The sequence below is a fragment of the Pseudomonas sp. GW456-L13 genome, from assembly GCF_017350115.1.
Lineage (GTDB): Bacteria > Pseudomonadota > Gammaproteobacteria > Pseudomonadales > Pseudomonadaceae > Aquipseudomonas > Aquipseudomonas jessenii.
The window spans coordinates 2808004-2826911 of sequence record NZ_JACNAS010000001.1; the positions used below are offsets into that span (position 1 = coordinate 2808004).

An 18908-nucleotide genomic window follows, 5' to 3' on the forward strand; every position below is an offset into this window, starting at 1 on the left:
ACCGGACCATGCAAACTCGTGACGACATTTTCAACACCCTGCGCGATGCCTTGGTCGAGCTTTTCGAACTGGACCCTGAGCGTGTGAGCCTGGAATCCAACCTGTATCAGGACCTGGAAATCGACAGCATCGACGCGGTCGACCTGATTGATCACATCAAACGTCAGACCGGCAAGAAAATCGCTGCCGAAGAATTCAAATCGGTGCGTACCGTCAGTGACGTGGTCGAGGCGGTCTACCGTCTGGTTCAACCCGCCGCATGAATCGACTGATTGGCCTCGGCCTGCTGCTGGTAGGCCTTTTGTATCCCTTTGCGGTGTATTTCGGCATGGAGCATTTCGCCCCGTGGCAGTTCGGGCTGTTGCTGGGCGGGCTGTGGCTGGCCCGGGCGCTGACCGGCAAACGACGGCCTGGCAGCCTGTGGATGGCCACGGTGGCCATTGTGTTCTGCCTGTTGCTGGCACTGTTCGACAGCCCGGCGCTGTTGCGCTGGTATCCGGTGTTGATCAGCAGCTTCATGTTGGTGCTGTTCGGATCGAGCCTGACATTCGGCCCACCGATCGTTGAACGCCTGGCCCGGGTACGCGAGCCGCAATTGCCGGCCGAGGGCATTCGCTATACCCGTCAGGTGACCATCGCCTGGAGCGTTTTTTTTCTTTGCAACGGTTTGTGTGCCGCCGCCCTGACCCTCTGGGCGCCGCTGAGCTGGTGGACGCTGTACACCGGCCTGATTTCCTACGGATTGATAGGCCTGATGTTTGCCATTGAATGGCTCATACGAATAAGGGTACGAGGCCACCCATGAATTGGATAAAACTTGAGCACCTGCTGCTCAAGGCTCAGCCGGAGCGCGCCGTAACCACTGCTCCGGCACTGGATCACGCCCGACTGTGCGAACAGGCGCTGCGCCTGGCCGCCGGCCTGCAAGCCCGGGGTGTCCGGCAGATGGCCGTGCACCTTGAGGATGCCGCCGACCTGGCGATTGCCCTGTTCGGCGCCTGGCGTGCCGGGGTCAGTGTGCTGCTGCCGTCCGACCTGCAACCGCAGACCCGCCAACGCTGGTCAGGTGATGTTGATCTGTGGCTGAGCGATCAGCCCGACGATGCGCACCTTGGCGACCTCCAACAACCGCCGCTTAGTGCCGCCGCGCTGGACCTGGATAACTGCCGACTCAGCCTGTGCACATCCGGCTCCAGCGGCGAACCCAAGCGCATCGAAAAAAACCTGCGCCAACTGGCCAATGAAGTCGAAGCCCTGGAGCAGCTGTGGGGCGCCGACCTGGGCCCGGCGTGCATCATTGGCAGCGTCGCCACCCAGCACATCTACGGCCTGCTGTTTCGGGTGCTTTGGCCACTGTGCGCCGGGCGCCCGTTCCTGCGTCGGCAGTTGGCCTTTCCGGAAGACCTGCAACGCGCCAGCCGCGAATACCCGGCCTTCACCTGGGTGGCCAGCCCGGCGCTGCTCAAGCGCATGGGCGACAACCTCGACTGGCCGGCCTTGAGCGCCGTACGCCGGGTGTTTTCCTCCGGCGGCGCATTGCCGGTCGAGGCCGCACAGAGCCTGCATGAGCGTCTGGGGCAATGGCCAACGGAAATCTTCGGCAGCTCGGAAACCGGCGGCATCGCCTGGCGTCAGGGCGCGGAACTGTGGCGCCCCTTTGCCGATGTCACGCTGACACAAGACAGTGAAGGTGCGCTGCTGATCGCTTCGCCCTACTTACCCGTCGGTCAAATCGAACACACGGCCGATTCAGCGCGCATCGCCATCGATGGTCGCTTCGAATTGCTCGGGCGACTGGACCGGATCGTCAAACTGGAAGAAAAACGCATCTCGCTGCCGATGCTGGAACAGGCGCTGACGACCCATGAATGGGTCATCGAAGCTCGGCTCGGCGTCGTTCAGGAAAACCGCGCCTCCCTGGGGGCGCTGTTGGTGCTGAGCGAGGCCGGTTTGCATGTGCTGCGCAATCACGGTCGACGCAGCCTCACCGAGCAATTGCGCCAGCACCTGAGCCAACACTGCGAAGCCCTGGCCCTGCCAAGACGCTGGCGCCTGCTGCGACAACTGCCACTGAACGCTCAGGGCAAACTGCCCCAGGCCGACGTCGACGCCCTGCTGTTGGCGCCGCGCCCCAAAGCGCCCGAGGTGCTGCAGCAAGTCGAAAGCAATGGCGAGTGGAGCCTGCAACTGGCCGTGCCACCGGACCTGGCCTATTTCAGCGGTCATTTCCCCAAGGCGCCGGTGTTGCCTGGCGTGGTGCAGGTGGACTGGGCGCTGAGCCTGGGCCAGCAACTGATGATCCTGCCGAAAAAATTCGCCGGCATGGAAGTCTTGAAGTTCCAGCAACTGGTGCGCCCGGGCGACGAAATCCAGCTGCATCTGCGCTACGACCCGGCGCGCGGCAAATTGTATTTCGCCTATCGCAACGAAACCGCCACCTGCTCAAGCGGGCGGATCTTGCTGGAGGCGGAGCATGCATAGCCCCTGCGCCGTCGTCCCCGTGTACAACCACGAAAGCGCCATCACCACGGTGGTCGATGCCCTGATCGCCAGCAACCTGCCGTGCATTCTGGTGGACGATGCCAGCAGCCCGAGCTGCGCCCGGGTGCTGGATCGCCTGGCCCAGCGTGAAATGGTTTACCTGATCCGGCTGGCCGAAAACCAGGGCAAGGGTGGCGCGGTCATGACCGGTTTGCGCGAAGCTTCGCGCCTGGGTTTCAGCCATGCCTTGCAGGTGGATGCAGATGGCCAGCACGATTTGCAGGACGTCAGGCGTTTCATCGAACAATCACGCCGCTACCCACGAGCGTTGATTTGCGGCTATCCGCAATATGACGCCAGCGTGCCGAAAGGCCGTTTGTATGCGCGCTACCTGACTCACGTCATGGTCTGGATCAACACCCTGTCATTGCAGATTCGCGACTCCATGTGCGGTTTCCGGGTTTACCCATTGCCGCCGGTCCTGGCGGTGATCGAGTCAGCGAAAATCGGCAAGCGCATGGACTTCGACTCGGACATCCTGGTGCGCCTGACCTGGCGCAATCAGCCGATGCAATGGCTGCAAACCAAAGTCCATTACCCGCTGGACGGCGTTTCGCATTTTCGGATGTTCCACGACAACGTCCTGATTTCCAGCATGCACACGCGGCTGTTCTTCGGCATGTTGCTGCGCGCGCCAGTGATCCTCTGGCGACGGTGGCGGGCATGAGTTCAGACAAGCAGCATTGGGCCGACCGCGAAGAACGGGGCAGTTTCTGGCTGATGAAGCTCACCGCGTTCGGTGCCAAAGTGCTGGGCCGTCGAGTACTGAGCCCAGTGTTGTACGGCATCGTGTTGTACTTTTTTTTGTTCGGCCGCAGCGCCCGACACAGCGCCTGGCAATACCAGCAACGCCTGGCCGACTGGAGCGGTCGCAGCGAATTGCGCCCGAGCCACTGGCGGGTGTTCGGCCAGTTCATGGCTTTCGCCGATTCCATGCTCGACAAACTCGACGTATGGAACGGCAAGCTGAGCATCGAACAAATCGAAATCATCGACCCGGCGCTGCTGCGCGACCAGTTGCGCGGCGCCCGCGGGCAGATGCTGGTGGGCGCGCACCTGGGCAATCTGGAAGTCTGCCGTGCACTGGCGGAGCTCGGCGAGAAAGTCACGATGAACGTGCTGGTGCACACCAAGCACGCCGAACAGTTCAACCGTTTGCTGGGCGAAGCCGGGGCGACCAATTTGCGCCTGATCCAGGTCAGCGAACTGGACCCCGGGATCATGCTGCAACTGAGCGAGCGCCTGGAGCGCGGCGAGTGGCTGGCGATTGCCGGCGACCGCGTGCCATTGCATGGCGGACGCTGCGCGACCGTGGACTTCCTCGGTCATCCGGCCAGGTTCCCCCAGGGCCCGTGGCTGCTGGCCGGCCTGCTGAAATGCCCGGTCAACCTGCTGCTGTGTTTGAAAAAGCCCGACGGCGACTATCGACTGACCATTGAACCCTTCGCTGACGCAATCACCTGGAAGCGCAGCGACCGTGAACAGGTCATTCATCAGTGGGCCTCCCGCTACGCCGAACGCTTGGGTCACTATTGCCTCGAAGCGCCCCAACAATGGTTCAACTTTTACCCTTTCTGGAAGACCGATGACGACGCCAACGCTTGAGCCGGTAACCTTCGGCGAACGCCCTTTGCGCATTGAAGATGTGCTGGCACTGGCCAACCGCAAGGTGCCGACGCAGTTGCAAAGCGACCCTGCCTACCGCGAGCGCATCGCCAAGGGCGCTCGTTTTCTGGACTCTCTGCTGGACAAGGAAGGCGTGATCTACGGCGTAACCACCGGTTATGGCGATTCCTGCGTGGTCGCGGTGCCGCTGCATCACGTCGAGGCGCTGCCCCGTCACCTGTACACCTTCCACGGCTGCGGCCTGGGCAAACTGCTCGACGCCCAGGCCACCCGCGCGGTACTGGCAGCGCGGTTGCAGTCGTTGTGCCACGGTGTTTCCGGGGTGCGCGTGGAGCTGCTGGAGCGCCTGCAGGCGTTCCTTGAACACGACATCCTGCCGCTGATTCCGGAGGAAGGTTCGGTGGGCGCCAGTGGTGACCTGACGCCGCTTTCGTACGTTGCCGCCACGCTGTCCGGCGAACGCGAGGTGATGTTCCGCGGCGAGCGTCGGCAGGCTGCCGATGTGCACCGCGAACTCGGCTGGCAGCCACTGGTGTTGCGTCCAAAAGAAGCCCTGGCGCTGATGAACGGCACCGCGGTGATGACCGGTCTGGCCTGCCTGGCGTACGCCCGCGCCGATTACCTGCTGCATCTGGCCACGCGCATCACCGCGCTGAACGTGGTCGCCCTGCAAGGCAACCCGGAGCACTTCGACGAGCGCCTGTTCGCGACCAAGCCACACCCGGGGCAGATGCAGGTCGCCGCGTGGTTGCGCAAAGACCTGGCCATCGACGCGCCGACCGCGCCACTGCATCGCCTGCAAGACCGTTATTCCCTGCGCTGCGCGCCCCATGTGCTGGGCGTACTGGCCGACAGCCTGAACTGGCTGCGTTCGTTCATCGAGATCGAGCTCAACAGCGCCAACGACAACCCGATCATCGACGCCGAGGCCGAGCGCGTGCTGCACGGTGGGCACTTCTACGGCGGGCACATCGCGTTCGCCATGGACAGCCTGAAAAACCTCGTGGCCAACGTCGCCGACCTGCTGGATCGGCAACTCGCGCTGCTGGTGGACGAGCGCTACAACCATGGCTTGCCGAGCAACCTGTCGGGCGCCACGGCCGACCGCGCCATGCTCAACCACGGCTTCAAGGCGGTGCAGATCGGCACCAGCGCCTGGACTGCCGAAGCGCTGAAGAACACCATGCCGGCCAGCGTCTTCTCGCGCTCCACCGAATGCCACAACCAGGACAAAGTGAGCATGGGCACCATCGCCGCCCGGGATGCGATCCGCGTGCTGGAACTCACCGAACAGGTGGCGGCCGCTACACTGCTGGCGGCCAATCAGGGCGTCTGGCTGCGCGGCCAGGCCGAAGATGCACGACCCCTGCCACCCGCGTTGGCCGCCATGCATGAAGCCTTGGCCAAGGACTTCCCACCGGTCATCGAAGACCGCGCGCTGGAAGGCGAATTGCGCCTGTGCCTGCAACGCATCGCCGAACAACACTGGAGGCTGCATGCGTAGCAAGGGATTTCTCTACACCGACACGGAAATCGTCGTACCGTTCTTTGACGTCGACAGCATGCACGTGGTCTGGCACGGCCATTACGTCAAATACCTGGAAGTCGCCCGCTGTGCGCTGCTGGACAAGATCGGCCACAACTACACGGCGATGAACGAATCCGGCTATGCGTGGCCGGTGATCGACCTGCAATTGCGCTACGTGCGCGGGGCGGTGTTCGGTCAGAAACTCAACGTGCGCGCCAACCTAGTGGAGTGGGAGAACCGCTTGAAGATCAACTACCTGATCAGCGACCTGCAAACCGGTGAGCGTCTGACCCGGGCCATGTCGGTGCAGGTCGCCGTCGACATTGCCAGCCGCGAGATGCAACTGGCCTCGCCGAAGGTCTTCACCGACGCTGTTGAGAAGGCCCTGCCATGATGTTCTGCCATCCCCGTTCCCCTGTAGGAGCGAGCCTGCTCGCGATGGTCGTTAACGATAACGCTGGGTATCTGACACCCCGTGGCGCCCTCAGGTTTTTCGCGAGCAAGCTCGCTCCTACAGTGTTCTGCGTGCTACTGGGCATTCCAGGGCTGGCCAGCGCCTTCGATCTGAAACAGCTCAGCGATCAACTGGCCAGACCCGAGGTGATCCACGGCAATTTCATCCAGGAAAAACACCTGCGCGCCCTGCCCCAGCCGCTGACCAGCAAGGGCACGTTCGTGCTGGCAAAAAACCACGGCCTGTTATGGCTGTTGAAAACGCCCTTGCAACAGGACTACCGCATCACCGCCAAAGGCATTGCCCGACGTGACGGCAGTGTTTGGCAAATGCTGCCGGGCAAAAGCGCCGGTGCCGAGCAGAACCGTTTGTTCCTCGCCGTGCTACAAGGCGATAGCAGTGGCCTGCAACGGGATTTCGAGCTGTCCCTGAGCGGCGACGCGCAGAACTGGAAGCTCACGCTGCTGCCACGCTCGATGCTGCTCAAGCAGGTGTTCAACCAGATCAACATTACCGGCGCAGAACTGGTACACAGCATCGAACTGCTCGAGACCCAGGGCGACAGCACGTTGTTGCGCATGCAGGACAGCACCAGCACCCAACCGTTAAGCGACGCGGAGCAGCATGACTTTGCCGAGTGAACGGTGGTTGCCACGGCTGTTTCTGATCCTGCTGCTGGCAGTACTGGCGCTCGCCGGTTGGCAATGGCGTGACGGCGCGCCGCTGTCGGCCAACCTGATGGATCTGGTGCCCGGCACAGCGCCCGATGCCCTGGAACTGCGCGCCGAACAACGCATGCAAGAACCCCTGAACCGCGAAATGCTGGTGCTGGTCGGCCACAGCGATCGCCAGCAGGCCGTCGCCATGGCGCAGACACTCGGCGAGCAATGGCAGGCCAGCGGCTTGTTCGAAAAGGTCCAGTGGACCCTGCAAGCCGACTTGCCGGCGCTGCGCACGCAGTTGCTGCAAGGTCGCCTGGCGATGCTCCAGGCGGCGGACCGACAACTTCTGATCGAGCACCCCGACACTTTTATCCAGCAGCGGGTGCAGGCGTTGTTCGACCCGTTCAACGGTTACAGCCTGGTGCCGAGCCAGGACGACTGGCTGGGCCTGACCGGGCGCATCCAGAACAGCCAGCCGCAACGTGGTTCGGTGCAACTGGACATCGGTAGCGGCGCTCTGGTCGCCGATGCCGATGGCAAGAGCTGGGTGCTGCTGCGCGCGCGCACCACCGGCAACGCCTTCGACATGAACCTGCCGCTGCAAGTGGCCGACCTGCTCAAGCACAGCCGCGAAGAAGCCGCCCGGCACGACGTGCAACTGCTCGCCGCCAGCGGCCTGTTGTACGCAGCCAGCGGGCAGCAGCAGGCCGCCCGGGAGATGACCTGGGTCGGCGGCGGTGCCACCGTGGGGATTTTGTTGCTGCTGCTGTTGGCCTTCCGGCGCTGGCGCGTTTTGCTGGCCTTCGTGCCGGTGCTGGTGGGCATGCTCTTCGGTGCGGTGGCCTGCGTTGCGTTGTTCGGCCATATGCACGTGATGACCCTAGTGCTGGGTTCGAGCCTGATTGGTGTCGCGGTCGACTACCCCCTGCATTACCTGTCCAAGAGCTGGAGCCTCAAACCCTGGCGCAGCTGGCCAGCCCTGCGCCTGACCCTGCCGGGCTTGACCCTGAGCCTGATCACCAGCGGCATCGGTTACCTGGCCCTGGCCTGGACCCCCTTCCCGGCGCTGACCCAGATTGCCGCGTTCTCTGCCGCAGGGTTGCTCGGCGCCTATTTGTCCGCCGTGTGCCTGCTGCCGGCATTGCTCAAGGGCGTAGACCTGCGCCCGGCGCACTGGCCATTGCGCGTTTGCGAGTTTTTGCTGGGTTGTCGTGAAGCGCTGCTCAAACAGCTGAAAACGCCAGTCTTGCTGGCGCTGCTGGTCGCCTTTTGCGTGGGCGGCCTGTTGCAGCTGAGCAGCAAAAACGACATCCGCCAGTGGATCAGCGCACCGCAACAATTGACCGACGAAGCCCAGGCCATTGCCCGAATCACCGGCTATCAACCCACCAGCCAGTTCTTCCTGATACGCGCCGCCAATCAGCAGCAACTGCTCGAACGCCAGACCGCTCTGAGAGAACGACTGGATCAATTGACAGGCCTGGAAAAGCTCCAGGGTTATCTGTCGCTCAATCAACTGGTCAGCCCGCCGAACGAACAGCAACAGGTGCGCGCAGCGTTGAGCAAACTGTCTTCGTTCTGGCAACCCTTGCTCGAAGTCGGCGTACCGGTCGAGGCGCTGCAAGCCGAGCTGACGAAGCTTCAGGCATTGCCGACCGTGGACATCGAAGCAGCGCTCAGCGGCCCGTTGGCAGAACCCTACCGGGCCCTGTGGCTGGGGCCGACCGAAGACGGCGTGGCGGCAATGGTCAGCCTGCAAGGCATCAACAACACGGCCCTGCTGCGGCTCCAGGGCGAGGATTTACCCGGCGTGACACTGGTGGATCGACTGGGCGAGTTGAACAACGTCTTCGCGGCCACCCAAATCAGTGCCGCGGAACTGAAACTCGCCTCCTGCGTGTTGATCGTGCTGGTGCTGATCCTGCCGTTCGGCCTGGGCGGTGCGTTGCGCATCGTATCCCTGCCCCTGCTGGCGGCGTTGTGCAGCCTGGCCAGCCTCGGCTGGCTAGGGCAGCCGCTGACCCTGTTCAGCCTGTTCGGCCTGCTGCTGGTGACGGCGATCAGCGTCGATTACGCGATCCTGATGCGCGAACAGGTCGGCGGCGCAGCCGTGAGCCTGCTGGGCACCCTGCTGGCGGCATTGACCACTTGGCTGTCGTTCGGCCTGCTGGCGGTATCGAGCACCCCGGCGGTGAGCAACTTCGGACTGTCGGTGAGCCTGGGCCTGATCTTCAGCTTCCTGCTCGCACCGTGGGCCGGTCGCCAGGTGCATGAGCCCACGGCCGTGGAGCGGGCAACATGATGGTCGTTCTGTTCTGGGCGATGGCACTGGTGTTGTTCGCCTTGGCGACCCGTGTCGGCCGGCATTTCGGCCTGATTCCCATCGTCAGCCAGTTGTTGCTGGCGACCCTCGGCTTGCCGCTGTTGATGTATTTCTGGATCGAGCCCCAATGGCAATTGAGCGGTGCGCAGCTGGTGTCGCCGGGCTGGCTGAAGCACCTCTACAGCCTGAGCTTTGCCCTGTTGCTGGGCTACATCCTCAGCGATGTGATCGACCTGCAACTGGATCGCCAAAGCCTGAAAATCGCCCTGCCCAGCTTTTGCATTCCGTTTGCCTGCGGCCTGGCCACGGCCGTCTGGTTGTTGCCGCCGCAACCGTGGATCAGTTCGCTGGCCGTCGGCCTGTTGTTCGCCATCACCGCGATTCCGGTGTTGTACCTGTACCTGCGGCACATCGATTACCCGCCCGCCGCCACCCGGCGACTGGTGCAAACCGCGATCCTCATCGACCTCGCCTGCTGGACCCTGTTCGGTATCGCCCAGGGCAGCCTGCACCTGAGCAGCCTGTTGCTGCCCCTGGCCGGCGCGTGCCTCCCGGTGCTGCTGCGGCTGCTGGGCCTGCGCCAGACGTGGCTCTACAGCCTGAGCTTTTTCGCCCTGCTGGTCGTCGCCGAACACTTCAAGCTCAATGCGCTGATTTTCGGCATCGGCTATGTATTGATCATGGCCGCGCTGAAAGCCCCGCTGGTCCTGCCGTTGCCGGCCATGTGGATGAGCCGCTTGCAGACGTACATCGCCATCCCGCTGATCCTCACGTTCGGCATCGTGCAGATCAACGTGCACAGCGCGATGGACAGCCTCGGCTGGATGCAACTGGTCGCCCTGCTGCTGTTGCCGATGCTGAGCAAACTGCTGGGCAACTGGCTCGGCCTCGGCTGGGCCGGGGCCTCGTTCCAGGGTGCCAGCCGCTGGCGGGAAAGTGTGCTGCTGAACATCCGTGGCTTGAGCGAGATCGTTTTTCTCAACCTGCTGCTGCAACAGCAACTCATCAGCCCGCCGCTGTACTTTGCCCTGATGCTGATGGGCCTGATCGCTACACTGCTGCCAGCCCTGACCGGCATGCATCGTATCCCCCTGAAAGCCGCTGTCCCCGCAAGGAGCCCCCATGCCAACCGTTGAGATGGAATGCCGCCAGGTCGTGATCATCGGCGCCGGACCTTCCGGCGCCATCGCCGCCGCGTTGCTCAAGCGCAAGGGACACGATGTGCTGGTGATCGAGCGGCAGCATTTTCCACGGTTTTCCATCGGTGAAAGCCTGTTGGCCCATTGCCTGGATTTCGTCGAAGAAGCGGGCATGCTCGACGCCGTCAACGCCGCCGGCTTCCAGCTGAAAACCGGTGCCGCGTTTGCCTGGGGCGAGCGCTACAGCGCCTTCGATTTCGGCGAGACGTTCAGCCACGGCAAATCGACGACGTTTCAGGTCCAGCGCGCCGATTTCGATAAGCTGCTGGCCGATCAGGCCGCGCTGCAAGGCGTGGAGATCCGCTATGGCGAAACAATCGTCAGCGTCGACATTGCCCCGGGGAAACCGCAGCTCGGCGTGCGCCGCGAAGACGGTAGCGAGTACCGCATCGAGGCTGACTTCCTGCTCGATGCGAGCGGTTACGGCCGCGTGCTGCCGCGCTTGCTCGACCTCGAGGCGCCGTCGAACTTCCCGGTGCGCCGAGCCGTGTTCACTCACGTCGAAGACCGTATCGACCTCCCGGCCTTCGACCGCAGCAAGATCCTGGTGACCACTCATCCGACCCAGCGCGATGTGTGGTTCTGGACCATCCCGTTCAGCAACGGGCGCTGCTCGGTCGGCGTGGTCGCCGCAGAGGAGCGTTTCGCAGGCCGCAGCGACAATCTGGACGAGTGCCTGCGCGGCTTTATCGCCGAGACGCCAAGCCTGGCCCGCGTGTTGCAAAATGCGCAGTGGGACACCGAGGCGCGAACCATCGGCGGTTACTCGGCCAACGTCAAAACCCTGCACGGCCCGGGCTTCGCGCTGCTGGGCAATGCCGCGGAATTCCTCGACCCGGTGTTTTCCTCCGGCGTGACCATCGCCATGCGTTCGGCGAGCATGGCCGCTGGGGTATTGCACCGTCAGCTGCAAGGCGAAGCCGTCGACTGGCAAACCGAGTTCGCCGAACCGCTCAAGCGCGGCGTCGACACGTTCCGCTGCTATGTCGAAGGCTGGTACGCGGGGACATTCCAGGACGTGATTTTCCATGAGAGCAGCTCACCGGAAATCCGCGGGATGATCAGTTCCATTCTTGCCGGATATGCCTGGGACCGACGCAATCCGTTCGTCAGCGAAGCCAGGCGCCGGTTGAAGGCGATTTCGGAGTTCTGTGCAAGGGATGCGTCATGAACTACTTGAGCGACAACTACGTCGAAGAAACCCGTTTCGGTTTGTGGTTCCTGCGCAGCCAGATCTGGCAACACTATGTACTGCGGTTGGCGATCAACGACTTGCACAACCTGTTCAGCGAAGCGCTGCCTGTCAGCCCGGTGCTGCTGGATGCCGGTTGCGGCCAGGGCAAGTCATTCCCGCTGCTGCGCCAGGCCTTTGCGCCCGGTCGTCTGATTGGCGTCGATGCTGATCCACAAAGCCTGATCCAGAGCCGCGAAGAAGCGGCCCGCCAGGGCATGGAAGTGGAGTTGATCGGCGGCGACTGCGCCAGCCTGAACCTGCCGGACGCCAGTATCGACCTGCTGTTCTGTCACCAGACCTTCCATCACCTGGTGGAGCAGGAACAGGCACTGGCGGAGTTCTACCGCGTACTCAAACCCGGCGGTTATCTGCTGTTCGCCGAATCCACCGAGGCTTACATTGATACCTGGGTGATCCGCTGGTTGTTTCGCCACCCCATGCACGTGCAGAAAAGCGCTGCGCAGTACCTGCAAATGATTCGTCGCCAGGGTTTCGAATTTACCGCGCAAAACGTGTCTTATCCGTATCTGTGGTGGAGTCGCGCCAAGGATTTCGGCCTGCTCGAATACTTGGGTGTGTGCAAGCCAAAACCCTTTGGCCAACGGGAAGAAACCCTGGTCAATGTGGTGGCGCGCAAACCGTTTGAAGGAACTGAGTGATGTTCATTGCCAACCGCTTGAAACACCAAACCTGTGGGAGCGAGCTCGCTCGCGATAGCGGTGGGTCAGTCAATATCAATGTTGAATGTATCGCCGCCATCGCGAGCAAGCTCGCTCCCACAGGGGTAACCGGCGTTATGCGATTTCTGTTACTTGCCGTAGCCCTGCTTTTGAGCGCCTGCGCCGGCCGGGCGCCACTGCCCGAGAAAAACCCGGATCTGCCGTTGCCGCTGCAATTGCACATCCAGCGCGGGCTGGCCGACGAACGCCAGGACTGGGTGCTGGTGATCCAGCGTGAAGAGACGGGTATTCGCTGGTCGATGATGGACCTGTTGGGCATTCCCCAGGCCCGCCAGAAATTGATCGATAAAACCTGGGAGTCCGATGGTTTCCTGCCGCCCAATCCGCAAGCCCGGGAACTGTTCGCGGCGCTACTGTTTGCGCTGACGCCGCAAGAAGAACTGGCGGCCAACTATCCCGGTGCCTGGCAGTACGGCAGACAACGGTCCCTGCCCGAGCGCTGGGACATTCGCTACGCACAACCGCAGAATTTTGAATTGAAGCTACCGCATGGTCCGAGCTATCAAGTCACGCCCCTGAGCGGTGAAACGCCATGACGGCTTACCTCAATGCCCTCGGACTGGTCTGCGCACTGGGCCGCGACAAACAGGAAGTCGCCCGCAACCTGTTTGCCGGCGACTGCGGCGGCATGCGCGAACAAACCGGGTGGGTGCCGCAACGCACACTGCCGGTCGGTGCGGTCCTGGGCAAACTGGCAAGCATTCCGGCCGACATGTCGCGCCATCACAGTCGCAACAATCAGTTGTTGCTGGAGGCCACGCTGCAGATCCGCGCGGACATCGACAGCGCGATCCAGACCTACGGCCGCGACCGCATCGGTGTCGTGCTGGGCACCAGCACCTCGGGTATCGACGAGGCCAGCCAGGGCCTGGCGCATTACCTGCGTGAAAAGCAGTTCCCTGCCGAGTACGACTATCAGCAACAGGAACTCGGGGCGCCGGCGAACTTCCTCGCCGAGTGGCTGCAATTGAGCGGGCCGACCTATGTCATTTCCACGGCCTGCACCTCCAGCGCCCGGGCCTTGATGAGCGCCCAGCGCCTGTTGGACCTTGGCATGTGCGACGCGGTGCTGTGTGGCGGTGTCGACACCTTGTGCAAGCTGACACTCAACGGTTTCTCGGCGCTCGAAGCGGTCTCGGAACAACGCTGCAATCCGTTTTCGGTGAACCGCAATGGCATCAACATTGGCGAAGCGGCGGTGCTGTTCCTGATGACCAGACGTGCAGCCGACAGCCAGGCGATTGCCTTGCTCGGCAGCGGCGCCAGTTCCGATGCGCATCACATCTCCGCCCCGGAGCCGAGCGGCCGTGGCGCCCTGCAAGCGATGCGCAAAGCCCTGGGCCGCGCCAACCTGCAACCGGAGCAGATCGCTTATCTGAACCTGCACGGCACCGCCACCCAGCACAACGACGCCATGGAAAGCCAGGCCGTGGCGACCCTGTTCCCGGCCGGCGTACCCTGTTCGTCGAGCAAACCCATGACCGGTCACACCCTCGGTGCCGCCGGGGCGCTGGAGGCGGCGTTCTGCTGGTTGAGCCTGAGCCCGGACAATCGCGAGCATGCCCTGCCGCCCCACGTCTGGGACGGACAGCCCGATCCCGAATTGCCGCCGCTGCAATGGGTGACCCCGACCACTCGCCTGACGTCCATTGCACCCCGCTATCTGATGAGCAATTCCTTTGCCTTCGGTGGCAACAACGTCAGCCTGATTATCGGAGACGCCCCATGATTGACTGGCCGATCGCCGAACTGCTGCCCCACGCGGGTGACATGATTCTTATCGATCAGATCCTGGCGTTCGATGAAGAGCAGATTCACACGCGCCTGACCGTCAAGCCCGATGGCCTGTTCAACCTCCCCGACGGCAGCCTGCCGGCCTGGGTCGGCATCGAACTGATGGCCCAGAGCGTGGCCGCCTTCGCCGGTTGCCATGCGCGCCAGCGCGGTGATGAGGTGGAATTGGGCTTCCTGCTCGGCAGCCGAAAATTCGAATGCAACGTCGAAAGTTTTCCGGCCGGCACCGAGTTGACCATCCACGGTATTCGCTCCCTGGAAGACGATAACGGCATGGGCGTGTTCGAATGCCACATCAACGCCCCCGGCATTCACGTTACCGCCCGTCTGAATGTGTTCCGCCCACCCCAGGCCGCTCAATATCTCCATGAACCCGAAGGAGTCCAGTGATGACTGAATCCGTACTGGTCACCGGTTCCAGCCGTGGCATCGGCCGCGCCATCGCCTTGCGCCTGGCCCAGGCCGGGCACGACATCGTGTTGCATTGCCGCAGCGGCCTGGCGGACGCCGAAGCCGTCAAGGCCGAAGTCGAGGCCTTGGGCCGTCGTGCGCGCATCCTGCAGTTCGACGTGGCCGACCGCGCCCGTTGCAAGGAAATTCTCGAAGCCGACGTGGAGGCCCACGGCGCCTATTACGGTGTGGTACTCAATGCCGGCCTGACCCGTGACGGTGCCTTTCCGGCCTTGAGCGAGGAAGACTGGGATGTGGTGATGCGCACCAACCTCGACGGTTTCTACAACGTGCTGCACCCGGTGATGATGCCGATGATCCGTCGTCGCGCCGCCGGGCGGATTGTCTGCATCACCTCGGTGTCGGGTTTGATCGGCAACCGTGGCCAGGTCAACTACAGTGCTTCCAAGGCCGGCTTGATCGGCGCGGCCAAGGCATTGGCGATCGAGTTGGGCAAGCGCAAAATCACCGTTAACTGTGTCGCACCCGGCCTGATCGACACAGCCATGCTCGACGAGAATGTGCCGGTGGAAGAACTGATGAAAATGATCCCCGCACAACGCATGGGCACCCCTGAAGAGGTGGCCGGCGCGGTGAATTTCCTGATGTCGGCGGAAGCCTCGTACATCACCCGGCAGGTTCTGGCCGTCAACGGAGGCCTGTGCTGATGAAGCGCGTCGTCGTCACCGGCATGGCCGGTATCACCTCACTGGGCAGCGACTGGGACACCATCGCCGGCAACTTCGCAGCCAACCGCAGCGGCATCCGCCGGATGGACGAGTGGGATCGTTTTACAGAACTCAACACGCGCCTGGCTGGCCCCATCGATGACTTCAAGGTGCCGAGCCACTGGACCCGCAAGCAACTGCGCAGCATGGGCCGGGTTTCGCGGCTTGCCGTGGGTGCGGCGGAGATGGCGCTGGCCGACGCCGGCCTGTTGGGCGACGAATCGATCAAGGACGGGCGCATGGGCATCGCCTGTGGCTCCTCCACCGGCAGCACCGACGAGATCAAGGCGTTCGGCAACATGCTGCTCAACTCAGTGGCCGAAGGCCTGAACGCCAACTCCTACGTGCGGATGATGCCGCACACCACCGCGGCCAATATCAGCATCTTCTTCGGCCTCACCGGTCGCCTGATTCCCACCTCCAGCGCCTGCACCAGCGGCAGCCAGGGCATCGGCTATGCCTACGAGGCGATCAAGTTCGGGCGCCTGCCGCTGATGCTCGCTGGCGGTGCCGAGGAACTGTGCCCGACCGAAGCCATGGTCTTCGACGCGCTCTACGCCACCAGCCTGAAGAACGACACCCCGCAACGCAGCCCGCGCCCCTACGACACCGCACGCGACGGCCTGGTGATCGGCGAAGGCGGCGGTATGCTGGTGCTCGAGGAACTGGAACACGCCCTGGCCCGTGGCGCACACATCCATGCCGAGATCGTCGGTTTCGGCAGCAACGCCGACGGCCAGCACACCACCCGTCCCGAACAAATCACCATGCGCCGGGCCATGGAACTGGCCCTGGAAGACGCCGGGCTGAAACCTTCGGACATCGGCTACGTCAACGGCCACGGCACCGCCACCGAACAGGGCGACATCGCCGAAACCCTGGCCACCAGTAGCCTGTTCGGCGAACACATGCCGATCAGCTCGCAGAAAAGCTTCCTCGGCCACACCCTCGGCGCCTGCGGTGCGCTGGAGTCGTGGTTCAGCATTGAAATGATGAACCGCGACCTGTACGCCCACACCTTCAACCTCGACGAAGTCGACCCGCACTGCGGCAAGCTCGACTACCTGCGCGGCGAGTTTCGGCAGATGAGCAACCGGTACGTGATGAACAACAACTTTGCGTTTGGCGGGGTTAATACGTCGCTGATTTTCAAGCGCTGGCCATAACCTGAAATATTTCCCCTGTAGGAGCGAGCCTGCTCGCGAAAAACGTCCGGGCAACGCGTTCATTCAGGCTGCCCGCGTTATCGTTAACGTCCATCGCGAGCAGGCTCGCTCCTACAGAGGTTTACGGTGGGTCGAGGTTATCCAGCACCCGATTCACCGCCAGCTCCCCCAGCATGATCGACTGCTGAATTCCCAACAGTGTGTGCCCCTCCGGCCCCTTCAGGTTTCTGGCGAAGTCGCTGGCCATGATATTGGCTGATGCCAGCGACACGCAGGCGTATTCCAGCAGGGTGTGGTTGTCGATATCGGGGGCGATGAGAAAAATTGGGCTGGGCTGATGTGGCGCGTCCGGATCGGTATCCGGTGGCTTTGGCGTATTGGTCATGATTCAGCGTCCTGAAAAAGAAGGGTGGCAGCTGTACGCAGGTTAGTAGACCGGTCCACATCAATCCGGCGCACCCGAAGGCGCCCTGCGCACAGCTACCGTCAAGGGCAGGTATAGAGATACCTGCCTATCAGGAGCGCCAATGCGCTAGATATGGAAAGCGGGCTACTAAACCCGACCACTGACAATCAGTGACGCGAATCAAGTTAGCGATGCCCCTCAAAGCGCACAAGCCGGCGGATTCTGGAGTAGTTGTAGGTAACGCCGCAAGGCGCTGTAGCCTGTCGGAAGCACTTCAGAAAAGTCCCACAAACAGTGGTGAAGCTTCTGATCTTCTGTAGGAGCGAGCTCGCTCGCGATGGTCGTTAACGATGACACGTGTTTCCTAGATGCACGCGGCGCTCTTTAGTCCATCGCGAGCAGGCTCGCTCCTACAGTGACTCACCTTCCTCGGATTCAACGTTTTCAGAAACACCAGAAACGACAAAGGGCGCCTTTCGGCGCCCCTTCACAAACAGGTCGGCTTGTCATCGCCCTGTACCTGCCTGGCTCTGCGATGGCTGGTTGCCCAGGATCCTCAGAGTCTCACAAGCCCCTTTCGGGAACATTGGCAGTATTGCCCGAATGGGCATCGTAGACAACAGGTGGCAACTCGCCTGTCTGTGTCAATTTCGTTGCCATCACAGTCCCAGCGCCCTGCGCACCGCGACTTTGATTGCGTGGAACTCATCTGTTTCAAGCTGTGAAATGACGTAAACACGATTTCCCCTTCGATCTCGACTCTTGATTCGGTCAAGCCTGGAGAGACTCACTGTCGCGACCATATCGCATTTTGCCCAACAGGTCGGGGACGCTCCTTGTAAATAACTGGGTAGCTCCAAATGGTGTTCAAGAATACAGTCCGGAGCGGTGGTACTCAGCGGCACGACCGTAACCAACAAGCTGTTGGTCCTGTGTTTGCGAATCACAATGACCGGTCTGATCTTGACCATTTCAGGAATCTCATAGCCCCTGAAATCACAAATCAGCACGCTGCCTTCCTTTGGTTGATATAGAAGTGGCATCCATGGCACTCGGCTAAAAAGATCGATTCTGCGCAAGTTTCCGGAAAACCACTAAGCTCGATCCATTACTTTAAATGTCCTGCGTAATGATCAGTTTCTCACGCCACCACGCCTTCAACCTTCCTCGTCAACAACTCCACAAACGCCCGCGCCATCGGCGACTTCTGATCCTTGCGCTGCACCAGCCACACCGCCGACACCGCCGCCGGATCCAGCAGCGGTCGATAGACCACGCCATCAATGCGCATCCGCTGATAAGACGCCGGCAGCACCGACACACCAAGCCCCGCCGCCACCAGCCCGATGATGGTCATCGCCTCGCCGGCCTCCTGGGCGAAGTGCGGGCTGAAGCCGGAGTCCCGGGCCAGGCTGAGCAACTGCGCATACAGGCCACTGCCGTAGCTGCGTGGAAAAAACACAAAGGGCTCAAGCGCCAGGGCAGACAGGAACAAGCCCTCCTCGCTGCCCTCGACCAGCGGATGCTTGGAACTGAGCACCGCGACCAACGGTTCGCGCATCAGCTCGACCACGCTGAGGCAGTCCGGCAGCCCGAGCGGGCGCATGATCCCGACTTCAATCGACTCGTCCACCAGCGCATCGGCCACCTGGGTGCTGCTCATTTCCCGCAGATTCAGGTGCACCGCCGGGAAGCGCTGGCGGAAAGAGAAAATCGCCTGGGGAATGGTCGAGTTGAAGGGTGCCGACGAGGTGAAGCCGATTTTCAGCTCACCCAACTCGCCCAGTTGCGCCCGTCGCGCGACATCCGCCGCTTTGTCGACCTGCGCCAGCACCAGCCGCGCCTCTTCCAGAAACAGCCGACCGGCCTCGCTCAGCTCGACCCGACGATTGGTACGTTCGAACAACCGGGCGCCGACTTCCTGTTCCAGCGCCTGAATTTGCTGGCTCAGCGGTGGTTGGGAGATACCCAGCACTTGTGCGGCGCGGCCGAAATGCAGTTCTTCGGCGACGGCGATGAAGTAGCGCAGATGACGCAATTCCATGGAACCCCCATTA

20 protein-coding genes are annotated in these 18908 nt (G+C 62.3%); 17 read left to right on the plus strand and 3 right to left on the minus strand.

The features are described from left to right. Nucleotides 1-8: 8 nt before the first annotated feature. From J4D25_RS12635 to J4D25_RS12715, 17 genes are read left to right on the plus strand one after another with little or no spacing between them, the layout of a single operon-like run. Nucleotides 9-263 (plus strand): acyl carrier protein, encoded by a 255-nt coding sequence (locus J4D25_RS12635; protein WP_007992314.1) that lies wholly within the window; start codon nucleotides 9-11, stop codon nucleotides 261-263. Further along, the gene (locus J4D25_RS12640) at nucleotides 260-805 is read left to right on the plus strand and encodes a hypothetical protein (protein ID WP_057712314.1); all 546 of its coding nucleotides are present in this window, start codon (nucleotides 260-262) and stop codon (nucleotides 803-805) included. The genes J4D25_RS12635 and J4D25_RS12640 overlap by 4 nt, the downstream gene beginning before the upstream one ends. After that, the gene (locus tag J4D25_RS12645) at nucleotides 802-2481 is read left to right on the plus strand and encodes an acyl-CoA synthetase family protein (RefSeq protein ID WP_057712315.1); all 1680 of its coding nucleotides are present in this window, start codon (nucleotides 802-804) and stop codon (nucleotides 2479-2481) included. The genes J4D25_RS12640 and J4D25_RS12645 overlap by 4 nt, the downstream gene beginning before the upstream one ends. Beyond that, nucleotides 2474-3208 carry a glycosyltransferase family 2 protein gene (locus tag J4D25_RS12650; RefSeq protein ID WP_057712316.1) on the plus strand — a complete coding sequence of 245 codons (735 nt, stop codon included), beginning with the start codon at nucleotides 2474-2476 and terminating at the stop codon, nucleotides 3206-3208. Before J4D25_RS12645 ends, J4D25_RS12650 begins: the two co-directional genes overlap by 8 nt. Then, nucleotides 3205-4146: a glycosyl transferase gene (locus J4D25_RS12655; RefSeq protein WP_057712317.1), complete on the plus strand. Its 942-nt coding sequence runs from the start codon at nucleotides 3205-3207 to the stop codon at nucleotides 4144-4146. The genes J4D25_RS12650 and J4D25_RS12655 overlap by 4 nt, the downstream gene beginning before the upstream one ends. Then, nucleotides 4127-5671 (plus strand): histidine ammonia-lyase, encoded by a 1545-nt coding sequence (gene hutH, locus J4D25_RS12660; RefSeq protein WP_057712318.1) that lies wholly within the window; start codon nucleotides 4127-4129, stop codon nucleotides 5669-5671. The genes J4D25_RS12655 and hutH overlap by 20 nt, the downstream gene beginning before the upstream one ends. After that, on the plus strand, nucleotides 5664-6089 hold the full coding sequence (locus J4D25_RS12665) for a thioesterase family protein (protein ID WP_057712319.1): 426 nt from the start codon (nucleotides 5664-5666) through the stop codon (nucleotides 6087-6089). Before hutH ends, J4D25_RS12665 begins: the two co-directional genes overlap by 8 nt. After that, a complete protein-coding gene (locus tag J4D25_RS12670; protein WP_057712320.1) occupies nucleotides 6086-6790 on the plus strand; it encodes an outer membrane lipoprotein carrier protein LolA in 705 nt (234 codons plus the stop codon). The genes J4D25_RS12665 and J4D25_RS12670 overlap by 4 nt, the downstream gene beginning before the upstream one ends. After that, the gene (locus J4D25_RS12675; RefSeq protein ID WP_057712321.1) at nucleotides 6774-9113 is read left to right on the plus strand and encodes an MMPL family transporter; all 2340 of its coding nucleotides are present in this window, start codon (nucleotides 6774-6776) and stop codon (nucleotides 9111-9113) included. The genes J4D25_RS12670 and J4D25_RS12675 overlap by 17 nt, the downstream gene beginning before the upstream one ends. Next, nucleotides 9110-10270: a hypothetical protein gene (locus J4D25_RS12680; RefSeq protein ID WP_057712322.1), complete on the plus strand. Its 1161-nt coding sequence runs from the start codon at nucleotides 9110-9112 to the stop codon at nucleotides 10268-10270. Before J4D25_RS12675 ends, J4D25_RS12680 begins: the two co-directional genes overlap by 4 nt. Continuing rightward, the gene (locus J4D25_RS12685; protein WP_057712323.1) at nucleotides 10257-11504 is read left to right on the plus strand and encodes an NAD(P)/FAD-dependent oxidoreductase; all 1248 of its coding nucleotides are present in this window, start codon (nucleotides 10257-10259) and stop codon (nucleotides 11502-11504) included. Before J4D25_RS12680 ends, J4D25_RS12685 begins: the two co-directional genes overlap by 14 nt. After that, the gene (locus tag J4D25_RS12690) at nucleotides 11501-12226 is read left to right on the plus strand and encodes a class I SAM-dependent methyltransferase (protein ID WP_057712324.1); all 726 of its coding nucleotides are present in this window, start codon (nucleotides 11501-11503) and stop codon (nucleotides 12224-12226) included. The genes J4D25_RS12685 and J4D25_RS12690 overlap by 4 nt, the downstream gene beginning before the upstream one ends. Continuing rightward, complete coding sequence (locus J4D25_RS12695; protein ID WP_079246681.1) at nucleotides 12226-12843, plus strand: hypothetical protein; 618 nt, start codon at nucleotides 12226-12228, stop codon at nucleotides 12841-12843. Before J4D25_RS12690 ends, J4D25_RS12695 begins: the two co-directional genes overlap by 1 nt. Beyond that, nucleotides 12840-14036: a beta-ketoacyl-[acyl-carrier-protein] synthase family protein gene (locus tag J4D25_RS12700; protein ID WP_057712325.1), complete on the plus strand. Its 1197-nt coding sequence runs from the start codon at nucleotides 12840-12842 to the stop codon at nucleotides 14034-14036. Before J4D25_RS12695 ends, J4D25_RS12700 begins: the two co-directional genes overlap by 4 nt. Next, the gene (locus J4D25_RS12705) at nucleotides 14033-14491 is read left to right on the plus strand and encodes a hotdog family protein (protein ID WP_057712326.1); all 459 of its coding nucleotides are present in this window, start codon (nucleotides 14033-14035) and stop codon (nucleotides 14489-14491) included. Before J4D25_RS12700 ends, J4D25_RS12705 begins: the two co-directional genes overlap by 4 nt. Further along, nucleotides 14491-15219: a 3-oxoacyl-ACP reductase FabG gene (gene fabG, locus J4D25_RS12710; protein WP_057712327.1), complete on the plus strand. Its 729-nt coding sequence runs from the start codon at nucleotides 14491-14493 to the stop codon at nucleotides 15217-15219. Before J4D25_RS12705 ends, fabG begins: the two co-directional genes overlap by 1 nt. Further along, nucleotides 15219-16445 (plus strand): beta-ketoacyl-ACP synthase, encoded by a 1227-nt coding sequence (locus J4D25_RS12715; RefSeq protein WP_057712328.1) that lies wholly within the window; start codon nucleotides 15219-15221, stop codon nucleotides 16443-16445. The genes fabG and J4D25_RS12715 overlap by 1 nt, the downstream gene beginning before the upstream one ends. A gap of 121 nt (nucleotides 16446-16566) precedes the next feature. On the opposite strand, the gene J4D25_RS12720 is transcribed toward J4D25_RS12715, so the two are convergent. From J4D25_RS12720 to J4D25_RS12730, 3 genes are all read right to left on the minus strand, one after another. Beyond that, nucleotides 16567-16830 (minus strand): DUF6124 family protein, encoded by a 264-nt coding sequence (locus tag J4D25_RS12720; protein WP_057712329.1) that lies wholly within the window; start codon nucleotides 16828-16830, stop codon nucleotides 16567-16569. A 680-nt stretch (nucleotides 16831-17510) separates the two neighbouring features. Next, nucleotides 17511-17894, minus strand: coding sequence for a type II toxin-antitoxin system PemK/MazF family toxin (locus tag J4D25_RS12725; RefSeq protein WP_057712330.1), 384 nt, complete (start codon nucleotides 17892-17894; stop codon nucleotides 17511-17513). A gap of 98 nt (nucleotides 17895-17992) precedes the next feature. Then, a complete protein-coding gene (locus tag J4D25_RS12730; protein WP_057712331.1) occupies nucleotides 17993-18895 on the minus strand; it encodes a LysR family transcriptional regulator in 903 nt (300 codons plus the stop codon). Nucleotides 18896-18908: the final 13 nt, after the last annotated feature.